This is a genomic window from Terasakiispira papahanaumokuakeensis (assembly GCF_001709345.1).
Taxonomy (GTDB): domain Bacteria; phylum Pseudomonadota; class Gammaproteobacteria; order Pseudomonadales; family Halomonadaceae; genus Terasakiispira; species Terasakiispira papahanaumokuakeensis.
Genome location: NZ_MDTQ01000001.1, coordinates 3579976 through 3599223 on the forward strand (window position 1 = coordinate 3579976; position 19248 = coordinate 3599223).

Annotated in this window: 14 protein-coding genes; 7 read left to right on the forward strand and 7 right to left on the reverse strand. The window is 52.0% G+C overall.

The window, feature by feature from the left end; all coding sequences use genetic code 11:
* Nucleotides 1-45: 45 nt before the first annotated feature.
* Nucleotides 46-1473 carry a bifunctional D-glycero-beta-D-manno-heptose-7-phosphate kinase/D-glycero-beta-D-manno-heptose 1-phosphate adenylyltransferase HldE gene (gene hldE / locus BFW38_RS15680; RefSeq protein ID WP_068999738.1) on the reverse strand — a complete coding sequence of 476 codons (1428 nt, stop codon included), beginning with the start codon at nt 1471-1473 and terminating at the stop codon, nt 46-48.
* A 4-nt stretch (nt 1474-1477) separates the two neighbouring features.
* On the reverse strand, nt 1478-2551 hold the full coding sequence (locus BFW38_RS15685; RefSeq protein WP_068999739.1) for a glycosyltransferase family 9 protein: 1074 nt from the start codon (nt 2549-2551) through the stop codon (nt 1478-1480).
* Between BFW38_RS15685 and BFW38_RS15690 the strand changes: the two genes are divergently transcribed.
* On the forward strand, nt 2550-3254 hold the full coding sequence (locus BFW38_RS15690) for a 3-deoxy-D-manno-octulosonic acid kinase (RefSeq protein ID WP_068999740.1): 705 nt from the start codon (nt 2550-2552) through the stop codon (nt 3252-3254). The two genes, BFW38_RS15685 and BFW38_RS15690, sit on opposite strands and share 2 nt — an antisense overlap.
* Nucleotides 3255-3274: 20 nt before the next feature.
* Here BFW38_RS15690 and bluB read toward each other — a convergent pair whose 3' ends face one another.
* Nucleotides 3275-4078 carry a 5,6-dimethylbenzimidazole synthase gene (gene bluB / locus BFW38_RS15695; RefSeq protein WP_084004709.1) on the reverse strand — a complete coding sequence of 268 codons (804 nt, stop codon included), beginning with the start codon at nt 4076-4078 and terminating at the stop codon, nt 3275-3277.
* 247 nt (nt 4079-4325) lie between these two features.
* Here bluB and BFW38_RS15700 point away from each other — a divergent pair, with 247 nt between their 5' ends.
* The gene (locus BFW38_RS15700) at nt 4326-5510 is read left to right on the forward strand and encodes a glycosyltransferase family 4 protein (RefSeq protein ID WP_068999741.1); all 1185 of its coding nucleotides are present in this window, start codon (nt 4326-4328) and stop codon (nt 5508-5510) included.
* A 54-nt stretch (nt 5511-5564) separates the two neighbouring features.
* On the opposite strand, the gene rfaD is transcribed toward BFW38_RS15700, so the two are convergent.
* The gene (rfaD, locus tag BFW38_RS15705) at nt 5565-6509 is read right to left on the reverse strand and encodes an ADP-glyceromanno-heptose 6-epimerase (protein WP_068999742.1); all 945 of its coding nucleotides are present in this window, start codon (nt 6507-6509) and stop codon (nt 5565-5567) included.
* 192 nt (nt 6510-6701) lie between these two features.
* On the opposite strand from rfaD, the gene glyQ reads away from it, so the two are divergent.
* From glyQ to BFW38_RS15730, 5 genes are all read left to right on the forward strand, one after another.
* Nucleotides 6702-7661: a glycine--tRNA ligase subunit alpha gene (glyQ, locus tag BFW38_RS15710; protein ID WP_068999743.1), complete on the forward strand. Its 960-nt coding sequence runs from the start codon at nt 6702-6704 to the stop codon at nt 7659-7661.
* Nucleotides 7661-9730 carry a glycine--tRNA ligase subunit beta gene (gene glyS, locus BFW38_RS15715; protein WP_068999744.1) on the forward strand — a complete coding sequence of 690 codons (2070 nt, stop codon included), beginning with the start codon at nt 7661-7663 and terminating at the stop codon, nt 9728-9730. Before glyQ ends, glyS begins: the two co-directional genes overlap by 1 nt.
* A gap of 340 nt (nt 9731-10070) precedes the next feature.
* Entirely contained in the window at nt 10071-10655 is a 585-nt protein-coding gene (gene gmhB, locus BFW38_RS15720; protein WP_068999745.1) for a D-glycero-beta-D-manno-heptose 1,7-bisphosphate 7-phosphatase, read from the forward strand.
* Nucleotides 10656-10881: 226 nt separating this feature from the next.
* Nucleotides 10882-13083 (forward strand): YccS family putative transporter, encoded by a 2202-nt coding sequence (gene yccS / locus BFW38_RS15725; protein ID WP_068999746.1) that lies wholly within the window; start codon nt 10882-10884, stop codon nt 13081-13083.
* 44 nt (nt 13084-13127) lie between these two features.
* Nucleotides 13128-14384: a YeeE/YedE family protein gene (locus tag BFW38_RS15730; RefSeq protein WP_069000543.1), complete on the forward strand. Its 1257-nt coding sequence runs from the start codon at nt 13128-13130 to the stop codon at nt 14382-14384.
* Nucleotides 14385-14563: 179 nt separating this feature from the next.
* On the opposite strand, the gene adiC is transcribed toward BFW38_RS15730, so the two are convergent.
* From adiC to BFW38_RS15745, 3 genes are all read right to left on the reverse strand, one after another.
* Nucleotides 14564-16042 carry an arginine/agmatine antiporter gene (adiC, locus tag BFW38_RS15735; RefSeq protein WP_068999747.1) on the reverse strand — a complete coding sequence of 493 codons (1479 nt, stop codon included), beginning with the start codon at nt 16040-16042 and terminating at the stop codon, nt 14564-14566.
* Entirely contained in the window at nt 16042-18375 is a 2334-nt protein-coding gene (locus BFW38_RS15740; RefSeq protein WP_084004710.1) for an Orn/Lys/Arg family decarboxylase, read from the reverse strand. Before BFW38_RS15740 ends, adiC begins: the two co-directional genes overlap by 1 nt.
* Nucleotides 18376-18689: 314 nt before the next feature.
* Entirely contained in the window at nt 18690-19130 is a 441-nt protein-coding gene (locus BFW38_RS15745) for a GNAT family N-acetyltransferase (protein ID WP_068999748.1), read from the reverse strand.
* Nucleotides 19131-19248 lie beyond the last annotated feature (118 nt).

Consider the following 19248-nt stretch of genomic DNA (forward strand, 5'->3'; position numbering starts at 1 on the left):
TTTAATACCACCAGAGACGAAACAGTAAGCCTCATACAAGCCCGATCAGTCACGATCTAAAATCGAGTTGACGATTGCCGTTGTGGAGACACCATCCACAAAATCAAGAATCTGCACTGTACCGCCATGGGCGATCACAGCGTGTCCTCCAGCCACATCTTCGGGCTGATAATCACCGCCTTTAACTAAAACATCAGGCAAAATGGCCTCAATTAAACGGGCCGGCGTATCCTCGCTGAAAGCGGTGACCCAATCGACCGCTTGCAACCCGGCCAAAACCTGTTGACGACGCAATAACGGATTAATCGGCCGTTGAGGACCTTTGAGTCGTGCCACAGAAGCATCATCATTCACGGCCACGATGAGTCGATCCCCTAACTGACGCGCTTGCTCTAAATAAGCCACATGACCGGCATGAAGAATATCGAAGCAACCATTGGTCATGACCACCCGTTCGCCTCGTGCATGAGCGGCTCGAACAGCTTCAATCAGCGTGGCTTCCGACACCACACCGGATTCCATCGGCCGATCTTCATGCAAGGCGGTATACAGCTCAGCAATACTGACCGTCGCGGTGCCTTGTTTACCCACCACAATGCCCGCAGCAAGATTCGCCACCGTGATCGCTTCGGGAAGCTCGTGACCCGCCGCCAGCGCCAGCGCCAAGGTCGCAATCACCGTATCGCCCGCCCCGGTCACATCGTAAACTTCACGCGCTCGGGTGGGGACATGGAGTGGCGGCAGCCCTTGACGAATCAACGTCATGCCTTTTTCACTGCGGGTAATCAGTAACGCTTCTAGCCCCAGTGACTGACATAACGTCTCACCTTTTGCTTCAATATCGGATTCACTGGCACAAGGCCCGACCACCGCTTCGAACTCAGCCATATTCGGTGTGATCAGACTGGCATCCCGATAACGTTCGAAGTCCGTTCCTTTAGGGTCAATCAACACACGCTTACCCGCCTGGCGAGCCTGTTGAATCAACCCCTGCACATCCTGCAGCGTCCCTTTACCATAATCCGATAAAATCACCACATCATGATCACCCAAAGCGCTGACAAACGCTTCTCGCAAGGGAGTCGTCGATAACGCCTGAAGGCTTTCTTCAAAGTCCAACCGAATCAACTGCTGATTGCGACTCATGACGCGCAGCTTGGTAATGGTCGGCACTTCAGCACTGCGTTGGAAGCGGGTGTCGATCCCGGACTGATGCAGCTGTTGCTCTAAGCGATCGGCATTCTCATCATCACCGACAATGCCTCCCAGCGTCGCCGCAGCCCCCAAACCGACAATGTTTAACGCCACGTTGGCGGCACCACCGGGACGGTCTTCATCGGCTTTGACATTCACGACCGGCACAGGCGCCTCTGGCGAAATCCGTGAGGTCCCGCCATGCCAGTAACGGTCCAGCATGACATCCCCGACCACCAGCAAACGGGCTTGTTCAAAGTTGGCAATGTTGATTTTCACAATATCAATCCTGTTCCGAGACGCTTTGAGGCGAGGCCATGATGGCATCCAGACGAGCCTTCACATCGTCAATCTGAATCAATGCCATGGCTTTGGGATCACGTACGCGTTGTCCCCACCGCACCTGATCCAAGGGTTTTCCGAGGCACTGAGCCACGGCTTCGGGATATTTATTCACCACATACTGCTGGCCCACAACCGGGCCTGTCCGCTGAGGGTTTGACGTGGCATAAAGGCCCAGCGGCGCTGTGCCCATCGCGGCAGCCATATGAACGGGGCCGGAATCCGGCGCCATCACCACGGCAGCATCTCGAATCAGTGCCAGCAGCGTCTTTAAATCGGTCTGACCTAACGTATTAATCACCGGGCTCTGACACTGCACCACCAAATCACGGACCAACGCCTGTTCCTGATCGCTGCCGCCACCTGTCAACACAGCCTTAAGGCCATAACGATCACGCGCATAATCGATCAGCGCCGCATAGCCTGCCGTCGTCCAATTGCGATAATTAAAGGCTCGATCGCTTGAGCAAGGGCTGATAATCCAATAATCCCCTTCCACCCAGCGGTGACGCTGCTGTTCAGCCGACTCAGGTACGGGGATATCCCACTGGAGACGACAATCGTTGACGCCCAGCAACCGCATAAAATCAAAAAAGCCTTCGATCACATGGCCTTCAGAACTGTCCGGTAACTGCTCATTCACAAACCAATGTTGGCCATCACGGCTACGGGCTCGATCAAAACCGATCCGTCGCTTCGCCTTGATCCCTAAGGAGAGAAGGCTGGCGCGTAACGCCACCTGCATATGCAGCAACACATCAAAGCGTCGGCCTTTCAATTGACGCCATACTGCGCGCATGCCCGCCAGACCGGTTCGTTTATCGAACACAATAAACTCGACCCCGGATAAACCGGTCAGTAAACTGTGCTCTGCACGACCAATCACCCAAGTGATACGAGCTTGAGGATAGCGTCGTTGCAAGGCCCGTACGGCGGGGACCAAATTACAGACATCGCCCAGCGCCGACAGGCGCAGAATGCAAATATCCTTGAGAGTGGTTTCAAGCGCAGACATGGCAGGTTTCCAGCAATTCCGGCAGGGTAAGCAGATCATTTTATATGACTCCTCTCTTACCCCACAAATCACATCGTGTTGGTTTGATCCTGATCACTGGCGGCAGCAGGATAAACTGCTTGGCACCGGCAGCGGACGCGGCGATAGCTGGTTCCTCGATAGCCCCGACGGTGAGCTGGTACTGCGTCATTATCGACGGGGTGGACTGATAGGTAAACTGATCTCGGATCATTACCTCTGGTCAGGGGTAACACACAGCCGCCCTTGGCAGGAACTGAGTGTTCAGGCTCAGCTGGTCGCACAAGGGCTGCCCGCGCCCGTAGCGATCGGCGCACGAATTCAACGCGAGGGACTCACTTATCGCGCCGATTTACTCACCCGTCGCTTGGCAGGCGTCATCCCTCTGGCTGACTTGCTCAGTACACATCAGGTGGACACGGCTTTAATGCAACGGGTCGGCCACATGATCGCGCGTTTTCATCAAGCCGGCTTGGATCATGTCGATCTCAACGCCCGCAATATCCTGATTGATGCGCAACACATGCCCTGGTTAATCGACTTTGATCGCTGCCGGATCACAACGCCTGACAATAAAACCGCACGCCGAAATCTCCAACGACTGGGTCGGTCACTACAAAAGTTTGCGCCCGGTCAGGCACACGCCTGGCTCGAAGCCGTCATTGAAGGGCACCATATTCACTGAGAAAAACATCCTTTCACTGATCAGGTCGAACCGTTGTCGTCGAGATCTGGCTCAGCCGCACTATCAAGACATTCAACCACCTCAAGACATTCAACCACATCAAGACATTTATCCACATCAAGACGCTCGTCAACATCCAGACATTGCGCAAGCGGATGATCCGCCGCTAGCGCTGCGCCCCATTGATCAGCATGCACCAACTGATCCAATGGCAGGCGTTGACGCCATCCTTTTGCTTGTAGCTCGGGTTGGTCTAGAAACTCGTCAACATAACCGAGACACAAATAAGCCAGAGGGTAAACGCCTTCGGGTAAGCCCAGACAATGAGCCAGATCGTCAGGGTCTAAAATACTCACCCAACCGACACCGATCCCTTCTGCTCGGGCGGCCAACCACAAATTTTGTACCGCCAGGCAGCTACTGAACAAATCGGTATCCAACTGACTATGACGCCCAAGCACGGCCGGTCCACCACGACGCCGATCACAGGTAATACAGAGATTCATCGGGCTTTCCAAAATACCTTGTAATTTGAGGCGTCGATACAGCGACTGGCGCTCCCCCGAAAACTGTTGCGCCCCGGCTTCATTGGCCGTCTCAAATAAAGCCAATACCTGCTCACGCACCTGACGGCTCTCAATGAAAACAAAATCCCATGGCTGCATAAACCCCACCGAAGGCGCATGATGCGCGGCTTGAAGTAAACGGGCTAAAACCTCGGGTGGAATCGGATCAGGCCGGAATTGAGACCGAACATCACGTCTCTCATAAATCGCGCGATAAACGCCCTGACGCTCAAGCGCTGAAAATGCAAAATCACTCATGAATTCTTCAATCGGTTAGGTGCGTACGTTGAGGCACATGGATCAAGTCACACTCGACGTCAAGCGCACGCTCGAAAGCGCGACCTCTGATATCGATCATAAAATGTCGCTTTGAGCAAACAAAGCAGACGCCTTTTCACTCAATGACACAACACTGACGGTTCATCCGTGCCATGATCAAGTTATTCGGTTGTATTGATGGGCCATCAACCGATGACAAAGCCCATGCCTCTACGGATTAACGATTATGCGCGTGCTCCATGTCAATTTATCGACCCACTTTGGTGAAGCCGAGTTGCAAACAGAGCACCTTATTCGTGCCCTGGCCGCAGCCACCCCTATGGTTCAGCATCTGGTGTGTCATAAAGAGTCTGTCCTGAATCAGCGACTGCGTAATACCGAACGTTTGATGATCCACCACACCTCCCATCGCTGGTTTAATCACAATTTACCCACTGTTGACTTGGTGCATGTCCATGAGCCCCACGGGCTAGGGTGGGCCTGGTGGCATAAACGTCGTACGGGGACGGATTATGTTGTCACCTGGCGTAATGCTGCTCGCCTGCAAGACAATAAAAAAAACCGGGAGTATTTCGAATCCGCCAGTACAGCCATCGCCATTTCCCGAGTGATTCAACGACACTTACTGGAGACCAGCTGGTGTGGTGTTCGCCGTATCCCCGATAGCTTTATTCATTTACCCAATAGCGCCATGAACGTGACCCGACTGAGAGGGGAGTTCGAAGGTAAATTTATTATTGGGCATATTGGCGAAGCCAATGAAAAGGTGAAAGGACAACGCGTTTTACTAGAAGCCGCACGCGAGCTACGTCGCGAAATGCCCGATGCACTCTTTCTATTCATTGGTGATGGCCCTGATTTAGAAAAGCTAAAGGAAGAAAGTGCCGACATGGAGAATGTGCAATGGGCAGGGGAGCAAAAAAATCTGGGGGATTATTTATCGGTCATGAACGTATTCGCTTACCCTGCACGCAGCGAACCGTTTGGCACCATCCTACTCAATGCCATGGATTACCAAGTCCCCATTGTGGCCAGCCAAGTTGATGGTATCCCTGATCTCATCCAAAACAACCGAACAGGGCTATTATTTCCCAAAGCCCAGCCCGGCCCGCTGGCGGATGCATTACGTCAGCTCTACCGAGATACAGGGTTACGCAACCAGTTGGCACGAGAAGCCCATGGCCAACTGAAGCACTTCTCGCTGAAGGCCATGGTGATCAATCACATTAACCTCTATCGTCAATGGTTAATGCCTGACACGCCCGTCGAGACAGAAACGGCCGAGACAGAAGCCTCCAGTCCAGAGGCTGACAAAGCGCCCTCAGAAGTCGCTTCCCCTGAAGTCGCCACCTCAGAGGAAGTCGAGCTAGACACACCCGACACGCCGCAATCCAACAATGGATCAACGTGAACAATGGATCAACGTAAACCCGGCGGGCCCGTCAGCACGGGCCGGTAATCACGATTAGAGATTCAACCAAGCCATATACTCGCGTACGCCCTCAGCCACAGTTTTAAACTCATGGTCATAACCCGCTTGTCGCAAGGCGCTAATATCCGCGCGCGTGTAACTCTGATAACGGCCTTTGAGATGCTCAGGGAAATCAATATATTCAATATCCCCCTGACCATGAAAACGAATCACGGCTTCAGCAATCGCTTTAAAGGGTTCTGCGCGCCCAGTGCCTAGGTTAAAAATGCCCGAAACATTATTGCGCCAAGCCCACAAGTTAACATCGACAACATCACCGACATAAACGAAGTCGCGGGATTGCATCCCAGCTTCATAACCTTCCCAGGCCCCAAACAGTTTAGGGTTTTCACCTGCCCCCACCTGTTGATTATGATGGAACGCCACACTGGCCATTTTGCCTTTATGCTGCTCCCGAGGCCCATACACATTGAAATAGCGAAAACCGACTATTTGGCTACGGACTGCTTTTTCCGCCCACAAACGACGCACATACTGATCAAATAACAGCTTTGAATAACCATAAACATTGAGTGGTTTTTCATGCTCAGGTGACTCGAGAAACACCTCACTGCCACCATAGACCGCCGCCGAAGAGGCATAAAGAAAAGGCACCTGCTGGCGGAGACAATAATGCAGCAACGTTTTCGAATACTCGAAGTTGTTGCGCATCATGTAGCGGCCATCCCACTCAGTGGTATCAGAGCAAGCCCCTTCATGAAACAACGCCGAGATCCCTTCATGGAAGCGGCCATGCCGAACCTGCTCAAGAAAGTCGTCTTTATCGATATAATCAGCCAACTCACAGTCTGCGATATTGGCAAACTTGGTGCCATCGGACAGGTCATCGACCACAACAATATTGCGCTCTCCCTGCCGGTTAAGCGTTTTCACGATATTACTGCCGATAAACCCGGCGCCACCTGTCACCACGATCATGGCCATTACTCCTGAAGTCGAATCTCGCCTCATTCTAGCGTAAAGCCAGTGCTTGCTCCTACCGTATCTGACAACAGGCCAAAACCCATGTTGACTCATAAACATGGCAAGGCTCTGTATTCCCTACCCCCCCAGCGGTTATACTTGGCGGTTTGCAATGGCACACCGAACAGAGCAAGGGTGACTTTCGTCATGACTCAGTCGACGCCGGATGTTTCGACATTCCAAGGGCTAATCTTAGCCCTGCAACAATATTGGGCAGAACAGGGCTGCGTAGTCCTGCAACCCCTAGATATGGAAGTGGGTGCGGGGACGTTCCATACCGCGACTTTCCTCCGCGCCATCGGGCCTGAAACCTGGAACAGCGCCTACGTACAGCCGTCCCGCCGGCCCACCGACGGACGTTATGGGGAAAACCCCAACCGCCTGCAACATTATTATCAGTTTCAGGTGGTCATGAAGCCATCACCTGCGGATATCCAGGAACGCTACCTGGGATCATTGAAAACCATGGGACTTGATCCTTTGATTCATGATATCCGTTTTGTCGAAGATAACTGGGAATCGCCCACACTCGGCGCCTGGGGCTTGGGTTGGGAAGTCTGGCTCAACGGCATGGAAGTAACTCAGTTCACCTACTTCCAGCAGGCAGGCGGCATTGAGTGTTATCCCGTCACTGGCGAGATAACCTACGGGCTTGAGCGTATCGCCATGTACCTGCAGGATGTGGATAGCGTCTATGACTTAGTCTGGACCCGCGACCCGCAGGGTAACATCGTGACTTATGGCGATGTCTTCTTACAGAATGAACGTGAACAATCGGCCTACAACTTTGAACATGCCGATGTTCCCTTCCTGTTCACGCTGTTCGACCACTGCGAAACAGAGTGTCAGAAACTGCTGGATGTCAAACTCCCGTTACCGGCTTATGAACAGGTATTGAAGGCCTCCCATACCTTCAACTTACTGGATGCCCGTCACGCGATCTCTGTCACCGAACGTCAACGCTATATCCTGCGTGTTCGGACTATGGCCCGCGGCGTCGCTCAGGCCTATTACGATGCCCGTAAAGCCCTCGGCTTCCCATTAGCCCCTGAATCACTGCGCCAGGAGTTCCTGGCCGATCAAGAGACGGAACAGGAGCGCAACTGATGTCTGCACAGGATTTTCTCGTCGAATTGGGCTGTGAAGAACTGCCACCGACCGCGCTCATGAAACTGGCCAATGCCTTTGCCAAGGGCTTGGCTGATGCGTTGGATAAAGCGGAAATTCCACACGGCGAGGTCAAAGCGCTGGCCACGCCTCGACGTTTAGCGGTCAGTATCGCCGCACTGGCCGACAAGCAACCTGACCGAGAAGTCGAGCGCCGAGGCCCAGCACTGCAAGCAGCTTTTGATGGCGACGGCAACCCAACGAAAGCGGCTGAAGGCTTTGCACGCTCTTGCGGCGTCACAGTCGATCAGTTGAGCCAGTTGGAAACCGATAAAGGCACTTGGCTGGCGTTTAATACCACAGAACAAGGTATTGAAACCGCATCGCTACTGCCGGAAATGATCGATAAAGCACTGCATGCATTGCCGGTACCGAAGCGGATGCGCTGGGGTGCCTCACGGGTTGAGTTTTCTCGCCCAGTGCATTGGTTAGTGATGCTGCACGGTGACCAAGTCATCCCGGCTGATATTCTGGGGCTCAGTGCGGGTCGAACGACTCGAGGCCACCGTTTCCACGCCAATCACACCATTGAGCTGGCCCATGCCAACGACTATATCGCGGCTTTGCAAGAAGCCTGCGTGATGGTCGAACCCGCAGCGCGTCGCGAATCCATTCGTGATCAAGTCAAAGTCGAAGCGGCTAAGGTAGGCGCCACTGCCGTGATCGATGAAGACTTACTAGAAGAAGTGAACGGATTGGTTGAATGGCCCGTCGCCTTGATGGGGACTTTTGAAGAACGCTTCCTTGAAGTGCCAGCGGAATGCTTGATCTCCTCAATGAAGGCCAACCAGAAGTATTTCCATTTGGTCGACAACGAAGGGCGGCTCCTCCCCCGCTTTATTACCGTCTCTAATATTGCCAGCCGTGACCCACAACAAGTCATTGCCGGTAATGAGAAAGTCATTCGCCCACGCTTAGCGGATGCGGCCTTCTTCTTTGAAACCGATCGTAAAACACCACTGATTGATCGTGCCCAGTCGCTGGAAAGCGTTGTGTTTCAGCAGCAATTGGGCACCTTGGCCGATAAATCACGTCGCATCGGTGAACTGGCGGCTCATATCGCGCGCCAGCTCAACAGTGATGAAGAGGCTGCCCGTCGTGCAGCCACCTTGTGTAAGTGCGACCTCGTCACCGAGATGGTACTGGAGTTCCCTGAGCTGCAAGGCATCATGGGCGAACACTACGCCCGTCACGATGGTGAAGCCGAAGCAGTCGCCCAGGCCCTGAATGAACAGTACATGCCACGCCATGCCGGGGATGAACTGCCACAGACGCCGACAGGGATTGCCATCGCTCTGGCGGATCGCCTGGACACCCTAACCGGTATCTTTGGGATCGGTCAGCGCCCGACGGGTGTGAAAGATCCTTTCGCCCTACGCCGTGCCACGCTCGGTGTCCTCAATATCATGGTCCACCAGAAACTGGACCTGGATCTGCATGAACTGCTGACATTATCCGCTCAGCAACATGCCGATCTTCCTCAGCGTGATGGACTGGTCGAGACCGTCTTGGAATATATGCTGGATCGTTTCCGGGCTTGGTATCAGGCCGAAGGGCTCGACACCACCCTGTTCCTTGCGGTCCGGGCACGGAACGTCACCCGCCCATTAGATTTCGATCGCCGCGTTCATGCGGTGGCCGCCTTTACTCAGTTGCCTGAAGCGGCTGCCCTGGCTGCCGCCAATAAACGCGTCTCGAATATTTTGGCGAAGTTAGACGGCCCGACACCCAGCACCGTCGATAAAACACTGCTGAGCGACCCGGCGGAAATCCAACTGGCGACAGCTATTGAAGCACGTCAGGCTGAAGTCGCACCCTTATTTGCAGCGGGCGAATATGCTCAGGCACTCAATGCGCTGGCGAGCCTGCGCCCGGCTGTCGACGACTTCTTTGAAGCGGTCATGGTCATGGCGGATGACCCTAAAGTGCGGGATAACCGCTTAGCCTTACTCGCGTCACTCCAAGCGCTCTTCTTAGGTGTCGCGGATATCGCCTTACTGCAGCAGTGAGCACGGGTCATAGTGATCACGGTAATGAGTGAGCACGGCAACCGCTCACTGAGGCTGAGAGAAAAAACATCACAGTCGGTATAAATTAGACTATAGTATAACCTAGCTACTTTATATTAGACTTCAAGATTACGGCAGGAGGCTTTAAAGCCCCTGCCGTTTTTTAACATGAGATGATTGAATCTCATGAGATTGTTGAACATGGTCGTGTTTCACATCACCATTTTGAACAGACTTATTGAATCAATATTTTAATCGACGGCTTTAAACACATTGCTTTAACATATTGGGATACCCCCGATATCACGCACCCACATCCACTTGCTTGCGTATCGCCCCTATGCCTGACTTGGACCCCCACCGAAAACTACTTATTCTTGACCGGGATGGTGTCATTAACCAAGACTCGGATGTCTTCGTCAAATCTGCCGATGAGTGGATTCCGATCCCAGGCAGTATCGATGCCTTGGCTCGTTTATCTCAGGCGGGTTGGACCTTAGCCATTGCCACCAATCAATCAGGTCTGGCTCGGGGCAAATTCTCGTCCGCCGACCTCACGGCCATGCACGATAAAATGATCCACTTGGTTGAACAAGCCGGTGGCCACATTGATCACATTGCTTTCTGTCCTCACGGTCCGGATGATCATTGTGATTGCCGTAAACCATTACCTGGCCTGCTGGAACAAATTCGTACGGGCTTGTCATTGGATGACTTGGAAGGCGCCATCATGGTGGGTGATGCCTTAAGAGACTTGCAAGCCGGTCAAGCCATGGGCTGCCAAGCCGTATTAGTCCGCACGGGGAAAGGGGAAAAGACCCTCGCTGCGGGTGAAGGGCTGACTCAAGTGGCTGTTGTCGATGACCTGGCCAGTCTCGCCAACCTCCTGTTGGCACCTGCCACGCCACAAGCCTTGAGAGCATAGCATCATGACGGTTGTGGACATGCATGATAGCGCTCATCTCAAGTTCCACGTGGAACCCCATCATGTCCTCATCACAACCGATGCTATCTGCTGATCAAAAACGCCCGCCTTTGTTGCGGGCGTTTTTATAAGGCGACTTAATCTGTCTTAAGCAAACTGATCATCAGCATAATGATTTGGCCCTGATGCATCGCTGATCACCGAAGGAGTGAAAAGAACCTCTACCATGGCCTCTATTCGCCTTATGCATACACTGCGCCGTCTTTGGACGCTGGATAAATTCGCCTATAGCCTCCGAACCTTTATTGGCCTCTCCGGCGTCATGATCTGGTCCTGGGCAACCCATAACTTAGATCAGTTGATTCCCCTGTTTCTTGGCGTACTCGCCAGTGGCCTCGCCGAAACGGATGACAACTGGCAACATCGAGCCTTAGCCCTATTTGTCACACTGATTTGCTTCGCGGGGGCCTCGTTATCCGTTGAGCTGGCGTTCCATCACCCCTGGATCTTTGCCCCCGGATTAGGCGTTATCAGTTTCTCGATCATTATGCTCGGTGCGATCGGACAGCGTTACGCCACCATCAGCTTTGCCACCTTAATTCTTTCGATCTATACCATGATCAATATTGAGCAGCATGGTGGCACCGAAGGCACCAGTATCTTTCATGGCCCGATATTACTGGTGATTGGGGCGAGCTGGTATGGGCTACTGTCCATTCTATGGCATGCTCTGTTTACACATCAGCCTGTCCGTCAACATTTGGCCATTCTGATGAAAGCGCTAGGCCAATATCTCAAAATCAAGGCCTCACTCTTTGAGCCCGTACATGGTGTCGACCGAGAAGAAAGGCGCCTGAAATTGGCCCAACAAAACGGCATGGTGGTCAATGCCTTAAACGCGGCCAAGGAGACACTCTTCTCGCGTTTAAATACCCACCAAAATAGCCAGCGATTGGATCGTTATCTCAGGCTATATTTCATTGCTCAAGACATTCATGAACGCGCCAGTTCAACCCATCATAACTATGGTGCCCTGGCCCGAGCTTTCTTTCACAGTGATGTTTTATTTCGCTGTCAGTGGTTGCTCTATCAGCAAGGAGAAGCCTGCCGACAGCTGAGCAAAGCACTATTACTACGGCTTCCTTTCGACCATAGCAAAAGCGAACAGGCGCTCAAAGACCTACGCGCGTCTATTCAGTATCTTGAAGGTCATCAACCGGAACCCGAGGATAAAGAACAGCAACGACTGATGCGTTCGCTGAACTCACTCGAGATCAATCTGACCGCATTGGAACGGCAATTGGCACTGGCGGACAATCCAGCGGTGGCCCCGAAGCAGGATGATCGAAAATTATTAGATCGTTCCCCTAGCGGTTTGAAAGATGCCTGGCGTCGTATTCGCAGTCACCTAAGGCTCTCCTCCCCCATCTTCCGCCATGCCATTCGTTTATCCTTGGCATTAATGGCCGGCTACGGCCTACTCAAGCTGATCCACCCCACTCAAGGCTATTGGATCATGCTGACGACACTATTTGTCTGTCGGCCTAATTTCGGCACCACTTATAAATATTTTCGTCAACGCATCATCGGCACCATCATTGGCCTTGTCAGTGGCTGGGCGTTAATCAGCCTATTCCCTTGGGCCATGGCCCAGGCCGTCATTGCCGTATTAGCTGGCGTTCTCTTTTTTGCGACCCGATCCAGTCGTTACATCACGGCCACCGCTTCGATTACATTAATGGTGCTGGCTTGCTTCAATCAGGTCGGTAATGGATTCGGCCTCATCTGGCCAAGAATGTTTGATACGTTACTGGGTGCACTGATTGCGGCCATGGCTGCGATTTTCATTCTGCCCGATTGGCAACGACGACGGCTAGATAGAGATGCGCTCACGGTCATCAACAATAGCCGCGATTATCTCAAGGCGATCAAACATCAATACCAACAAGGGAAGCAAGACGATCTGTCCTATCGCCTGGCACGACGTAATGCGCATAATGCCGATGCCGCTTTTTCAACTCACCTCAATACCGTACTGCAGGAACCTCGCCAATACCGTCAAGATGCGGATAAGGGATTAAATCTACTGGTCATTACACACAGTATTCTGGGGCATCTCTCCACATTAGGTGCCCATCGTCGTAATGCTGATGATGTGCACAGCAGCTCAGATCTGGACGACGCTTTCGAGCAGGTGATCACCTATCTGGGTCAAATGAGCGAGGCGCTGGATCAAAAACAGTGGCTTGCACCTTTAAACCCATCTCCCATGGAGTGGGCAGAGCGGTTGGAATCACAAGCTGAAGCCCCAAATGATGAACAACGTTTGGCTCACCTACAACTGGCCTTATTATGTCGTCAAATGGAGCCCATGCGAGAGGCCGTGATGGCGCTGGCTCGACTCAAACCCCCTCAGAACAAACCCTGATGGATTCAATTCACCCTCACCCTAATGAAAATTTGCAAAGACTCATGAATAAACAAGAAGCCCTTTGGGGAACAGTACTATTACTGAGCACACTCGTATTGGGGGGGATGTTTTTAGACTCCCCACTATTCTTCCGACTCTTAATTGGTCTTGGCTTAGGCTATGCCTTGTCACGGGCCGCACTAGGGTTTGCCGGCAGCGTCAACCGTGCTTTCCGGGCCGGTTCTACGCGCTTGATGCGCACCCTAATGATCATGTTCTGCTTAACCGCCCTCACCAGTACGGCCTTCTTGTATCAACAAGATCCCACCCGCATGAATTTATGGATCAACCCCATCAACATCGGATTGATTGTGGGCGGGCTAATGTTTGGCTTTGGCATGTCTATCGCCAGTTGCTGTGCTTCAGGTGTTTTAACCTACTTCTCCAGCAATCTCACCCGACCCGCCCTCACATTACTATTCTTTGGGATGGGAGTTTTTCTAGGCTTTCCCCTGCAAGCACAACAATCATGGATACGGGACAGCTGGATTTCGACCCCGACTTACGAAGGCCATGGTGTCTTTATGCCTGATTTATTTGCAGGCGATCCATTAAATGGCTATCTCGGCGCCATGCTTTTAACGCTTTGTCTAGCGGCACTGGTCAGCTGGCTAGCCCTACGTTATGAACGTTATCGTCGAGATCGTGGTACTTATATCGGCATCGCCTCAGAACAAGAACAGCTGAGTGCCCCCTCAAGCGATCTGGCTCAACACCGTTTATTCAGCCAAGAGACCTATGAAACTCTCTTTGTGAAACGCTGGTCTCCGGTGACGGGCGCAGCGGTGATCGCTATTTTGTTCACACTGTTAATGGGTGTGACAGGTGCGGGATGGGGCGCATCCTCTCCATTTGGCTTTTGGTTTGGGCGTTTACTGATTGCATTAAGCCTCATGGACCCTGCTCAAGTCGCTGCCTTTACCCATCGGCCAGAGCAAGTCTTCACTATGCCGTTTTTTAATCACCCCGTGAATGTGCAAAATATCGGCATTATGTTGGGAGCAATGATCGCGCTGTTGCTGGCGGGACGTTTCTGGTCCGGCCTTTCAAGGCTCAGGTTAAGCGGTCGTGAAGCGCTGCTCTTGATGGTGGCCGGGCTCTCGATGGGGTTAGGTACTCGATTGGCCAATGGCTGCAACGTTGGGGCACTCTTTACCCCAATTGCCAACTTCTCACTTTCCGGCTGGATTTTTCTCGTCGTCATGGTGCTGGGTGGCATTCTGGGAAATCAGCTACAGCACAAGCTACAAAATGCTTAACGACAAAACCATCTGATGCCAAAACACCGGACAAGTCTCTTCGTGGATTAAACAAAAAATGCCCCGCTCAGTGCGGGGCATTTTTATCGTACAGGGATCTCAGTGTTCCACGTGGAACATTAAAATGAACATCAGGATCGTTCTTTATTCTCGTCTAGAGCAATCCTCACCAACTAAGTTTAATCAAGCGTCGGACGCTCAATCGGCTGCGGCTCACGATGATTCAAATTCAAATTATCGTGTTCACCCACTGAAAGCCAGAACATTCCAACCAAGGCCAGGATGGTCATTGCTAGCGTGAAATAACGAATCCAACGCGGTGAAACACCCCCTGTTTTGAGATGTTGCTCCTGAATCTCATGTTGCCGATTCAATGAGAGGGCAAAGAAGATCATGGTCGAAATCACAAAAATCAAAGACCATCGAGTTTGCTCACCATCTGACCCCACTAACGCCAATAGACTATAAGCCGCCCCCACCAGTGCGATCACGGTATAGATCGAATACTGATTCGATGACATGTGCTTGTAGCCCAACACTTTCAGTGAAATGGCTGAATAGATATAGGGCAACAGCGTCATGATCACCGCCACGGATGCAATTTTACCAAACTGCTCACTGGCCGTAGGCGACATGGTCGCCAGTACCTGAAAGCTCATGATCACTGCCACAATCAGCAAACCCGCTGAAGGCACACCACGGCTATTGGTACGCGCAAAGACATTAGCAAACAAGCCATCATCTGCTGCCGCTTTAGCTGACTGCCCTACCAAGAGAGTCCAACCCGCCAGAGACCCAAGACAACCTAATGCGGCACACAAGGCCACCACATTCGCGGCGGTATCCCCTAATGCGACACGAGCGGCATCGGCAAAAGGTGCTGATGAGACAATCAACTCAGGGTTTGGAATCATCCCCATGATCACACTAGAACTGAGCACATAAGCCACCGCAGCTAACAACACACCCGCTACCGTCGCAATCGGCACATTACGACGCGGATTTTTAACCACCGCCGCGGAAACCGAGGCACTCTCTACCCCAATAAAGGCCCATAGTGTGAACGTCAGGGTCGACATCACCGCAGAGGTGCTGCTTTTGCCCGAGACATTCCAGCTGGCCGTAAAGGTATCGGCATTAAACCAAAACCAGCCAATCAAGGCCGTCGCCAAGATCGGAAATAACGCCAGAATCGTTGTGAATGACTGTACTCGCCCGACAATATTCGGCCCTAGAATATTGAAGTAAGTAAACAACCAGATCACCGCAATCTGCGCTAAAGCAAACGTCAGCGGATCATGCAATGCAGGGAAAAAGCCAGAAAGATAACCGATACCCGCCGTCGCCAATGCCACGTTACCGACAACATTAGCTAACCAATAGATCAGGTTGGTTTGAAACCCCATATAGTCGCCAAACGCCTTGCGCGTATAGGCATAAGGTCCACCTGCGGCAGGATCGATCAAGGCCAGCTTGGCAAATACCAAAGCGAGCGCCAAGGCGCCCACAATGGTCACAATCCAGCCAATCAACGCAATACTGCCTACTGCAGCCAGGTTAGCGGGCAACATGAAAATGCCTGACCCCATCATGTTACCGGCCACCATCAGCGTGACGGGGATCAAACCAATTTTATTGCGATCTTCAATCTCAGCCATCAGTGCGCCTCCTCTTTCTCTTTCGCAGAAGACAGCGCTAAGGCCTCAGGTTTTAAACAATAAATATGGTACTCACCCTCAATGACCTCGACCCCATGGTTGTCATGAGTAAAGCCAGGGAAACGTAGATCAAACGCTTCTAACGCTTTCAAATAACGCATCACCGGGCCATCCGCATCCCCCATTGATTCCCCAGGCATCAGAACGGGAATCCCCGGCGGATAAGGCACGATCCCTGTCGCCACGACCCGTCCTGCTGTCGCCGACAAAGGTAACTGCTCCACTTCATTAGCGACCAGGTGCTCATAGGCCTGGCTAGGTGAGAGTACCGCTTGCGGTAAACTGGAAAATGCTTGGCTCATGCTTTCCGTGGAGCGCAGTGTCTGCATCGTGTGGAACATTTCATCGGCGAGATCTTTTAAGCCCATCTGCGCATAACGAGGTGAGGCTTCGCACAAAGGCGGGATCACATCAGCAATTAAACTGTTCGCATCATAATGGCGTTTAAAGGCCAACAGACTATTAATCAAAGTCCCCCACTTGCCTTTGGTGATCCCAATCGAGAACAGGAAGAGCATGGTGAAGTCAGTGGTTTTCTCCACCACAATGCCATGATGTCCAAGATAGGCGCTGACCAAAGCCGCCGGAATCCCCTGCGACTGCAGCCCTTTCACAGGATCCATCCCGGGGGTCACAATCGAGACCTTGATCGGGTCCAGCATGCAGTAACCTTCTTCAAGATCACCAAAACCATGCCAACGCGCATTCGGTTTTAATGTCCAACACTCGGGGGTACTGGCTAAGAGTTCAGCGGGGGCTTCATGGAATGCATAACTTTCACCACTGAGTGGATCCGTAATCTCCGGCGGCTGCCAACCGTTAAAGAACCACTCCCCTTTATCCGCATATTCTTGGTTAAGACGCCCGATCATCTGACGGAAAGCGATCGCTTCACGAATGGATTCACCGGTGAGATATTCGCCACCCGCCCCTTCCATCATCGCGGCACTGACATCGTTCGAGGCAATGATGCTGTACTGAGGTGATGTTGAGGCATGCATCATGAACGCTTCGTTGAAACGATCATGTTCAATCGGGCTACGGCCATCACGAATATGAATCATAGAGGCTTGAGATAAAGCCGCTAATAGTTTATGTGTGGACTGAGTCGCAAACACTGTCGGCCCATCATGATCATCACCGGCCCCGCGATACATGGCATAACGATCCTGGTAGAGCGGGTTGAAACGCGCATAACCAAACCAAGCCTCATCAAAGTGCAAGCGATCGAGCGTATTATCCAGTAGTGACTCGACCCGACGCACGTTATAGCAAAGGCCATCATAGGTGGAGTTGGTAATGACCAGATGTACCGGATCTTGAGATCGCGCTTGCTGATTGAGCGGGTTATCCACAATGGATTGACGAATGGCACTAGCTTTTAAACGCTCTGGGGGAATCGGCCCGATAATCCCATAAGCGTTTCGCGAGGGCACGAGGTAAGTCGGCAGAGCGCCACTGAGAGTAATCGCGTGCTCAACGGATTTATGGCAATTACGATCACACAGTGCGACTTGATTGCGCGTCGCTGAAGCCATCATGATCACACGATTCGATGTTGAAGAACCGTTCGTCACATAGTAGGTCCGATCCGCACCAAAGACACGGGCTGCATAGCGCTCACCTTCACCAATGGGACCGCTATGATCCAGCAAAGACCCCAGCTCACCGACCGAAATCGATAAATCAGAACGCAGCATATTTTCGCCATAAAAATCGAAAAAAGCGCGTCCGACGGGTGATTTCAGAAAAGCCGTTCCCCCAGTATGGCCTGGTGTATGCCAGGAATACTCATGCACCTGGGAGAACTTCACCAAAGATTCAAACATCGGCGGCAATAGCTGATCCAGATAGCGACGTATCGATCGATTAATACGGCCACTAATAAAGGACGGGGTATCTTCTAGCATCCAGATAAAGTCATTCGCCATTTCCATGGCCTGACGCGGCAAATCGGCTGCCGTCTGGCGATCAGCCAAAATATAAGCGGGTACAGCAGGGCTTTTGTTGCGCAAATGAGCTAACACCTCAAGGGCCCCATGTTCCGCCTGCTCACCGGAGAGATCCCAGTTCACCAGCACACAACAGATTGCGGCCGTAGAATCTAAAGCGGCACAAGCATCCACTGCACTGGTTGATAACAGGACACTATAGCCATGCTGTTCTAATGCTTCTTGAAGTGCTTGAGCGGCCCGTCCATAGGCACTGTCTAGACCGATATAAGGACTAGCCAATAACACACTACTTTTGATACGAGATTGGGATGATTTCAAGGCCTGACTCCTTCCAACGCCTAAGGGTCACCGGAGCACAACATCCCCCGGCATACACTCACTACAGCTGCGAATAGCGCGGCAGTGAGCCAATGCGTGAATGGCCTCGCTGCATTTAATTATATGTTTTACACACTATTTATTAGCAAACTATAATTGAGATCAACATTATGTGATGAGTATTTTCCCTAAGCAAATTAATTTAAGAGTCATTCCTATCAAAACCCGATACAGCTCAATGCCTTATCAGTAAAGACTCAGTAACGTAACCCATCCCGTCACAAAGACATCATTCATTACTGACCGAGCCAGGCTTAAACGCCGGGATGATCGCCTTCGATCCAAGAATAAACACCAAAATCACTGCGCCCTTCCCATCCGAGATGAGACCAAAACGCTCGACCTTCTTGATGATCTGTCAGCACAAATAAATGCGTTTTTAAGATGTCCTCTTGAGCCAAAGCCTCAATACAGGCACGTACTAAACGACGAGCAACGCCCTGACCTTGTACGGATGGGGAGACCACCAAATGCTGCAAATATCCCCGCCGACCGTCATGACCTGCCATGCAACACCCGACAAGCTGATCTTGATATTCAGCGACAAAACTCATTCCGGGATTACGCGCCAAGTATCGAGACATGGGTTCATAATCATCAGCATCACGCACACGAATCCCTGGGGTCTTTTCAAATAGGAAGAGCAGCTCAGCATGGTCTTGCATGCCCATCGTTCTAATCTTGATAGCCTGCATTCAATTACGCCCCTCAATAGTAATCGTACTGCCCATATTGAATCCTCAAAGTCGATGAAACCCCATAACCCATGTTCCACGTGGAACACGCGTAAGCGATTTGGCATTAGACGCCAAT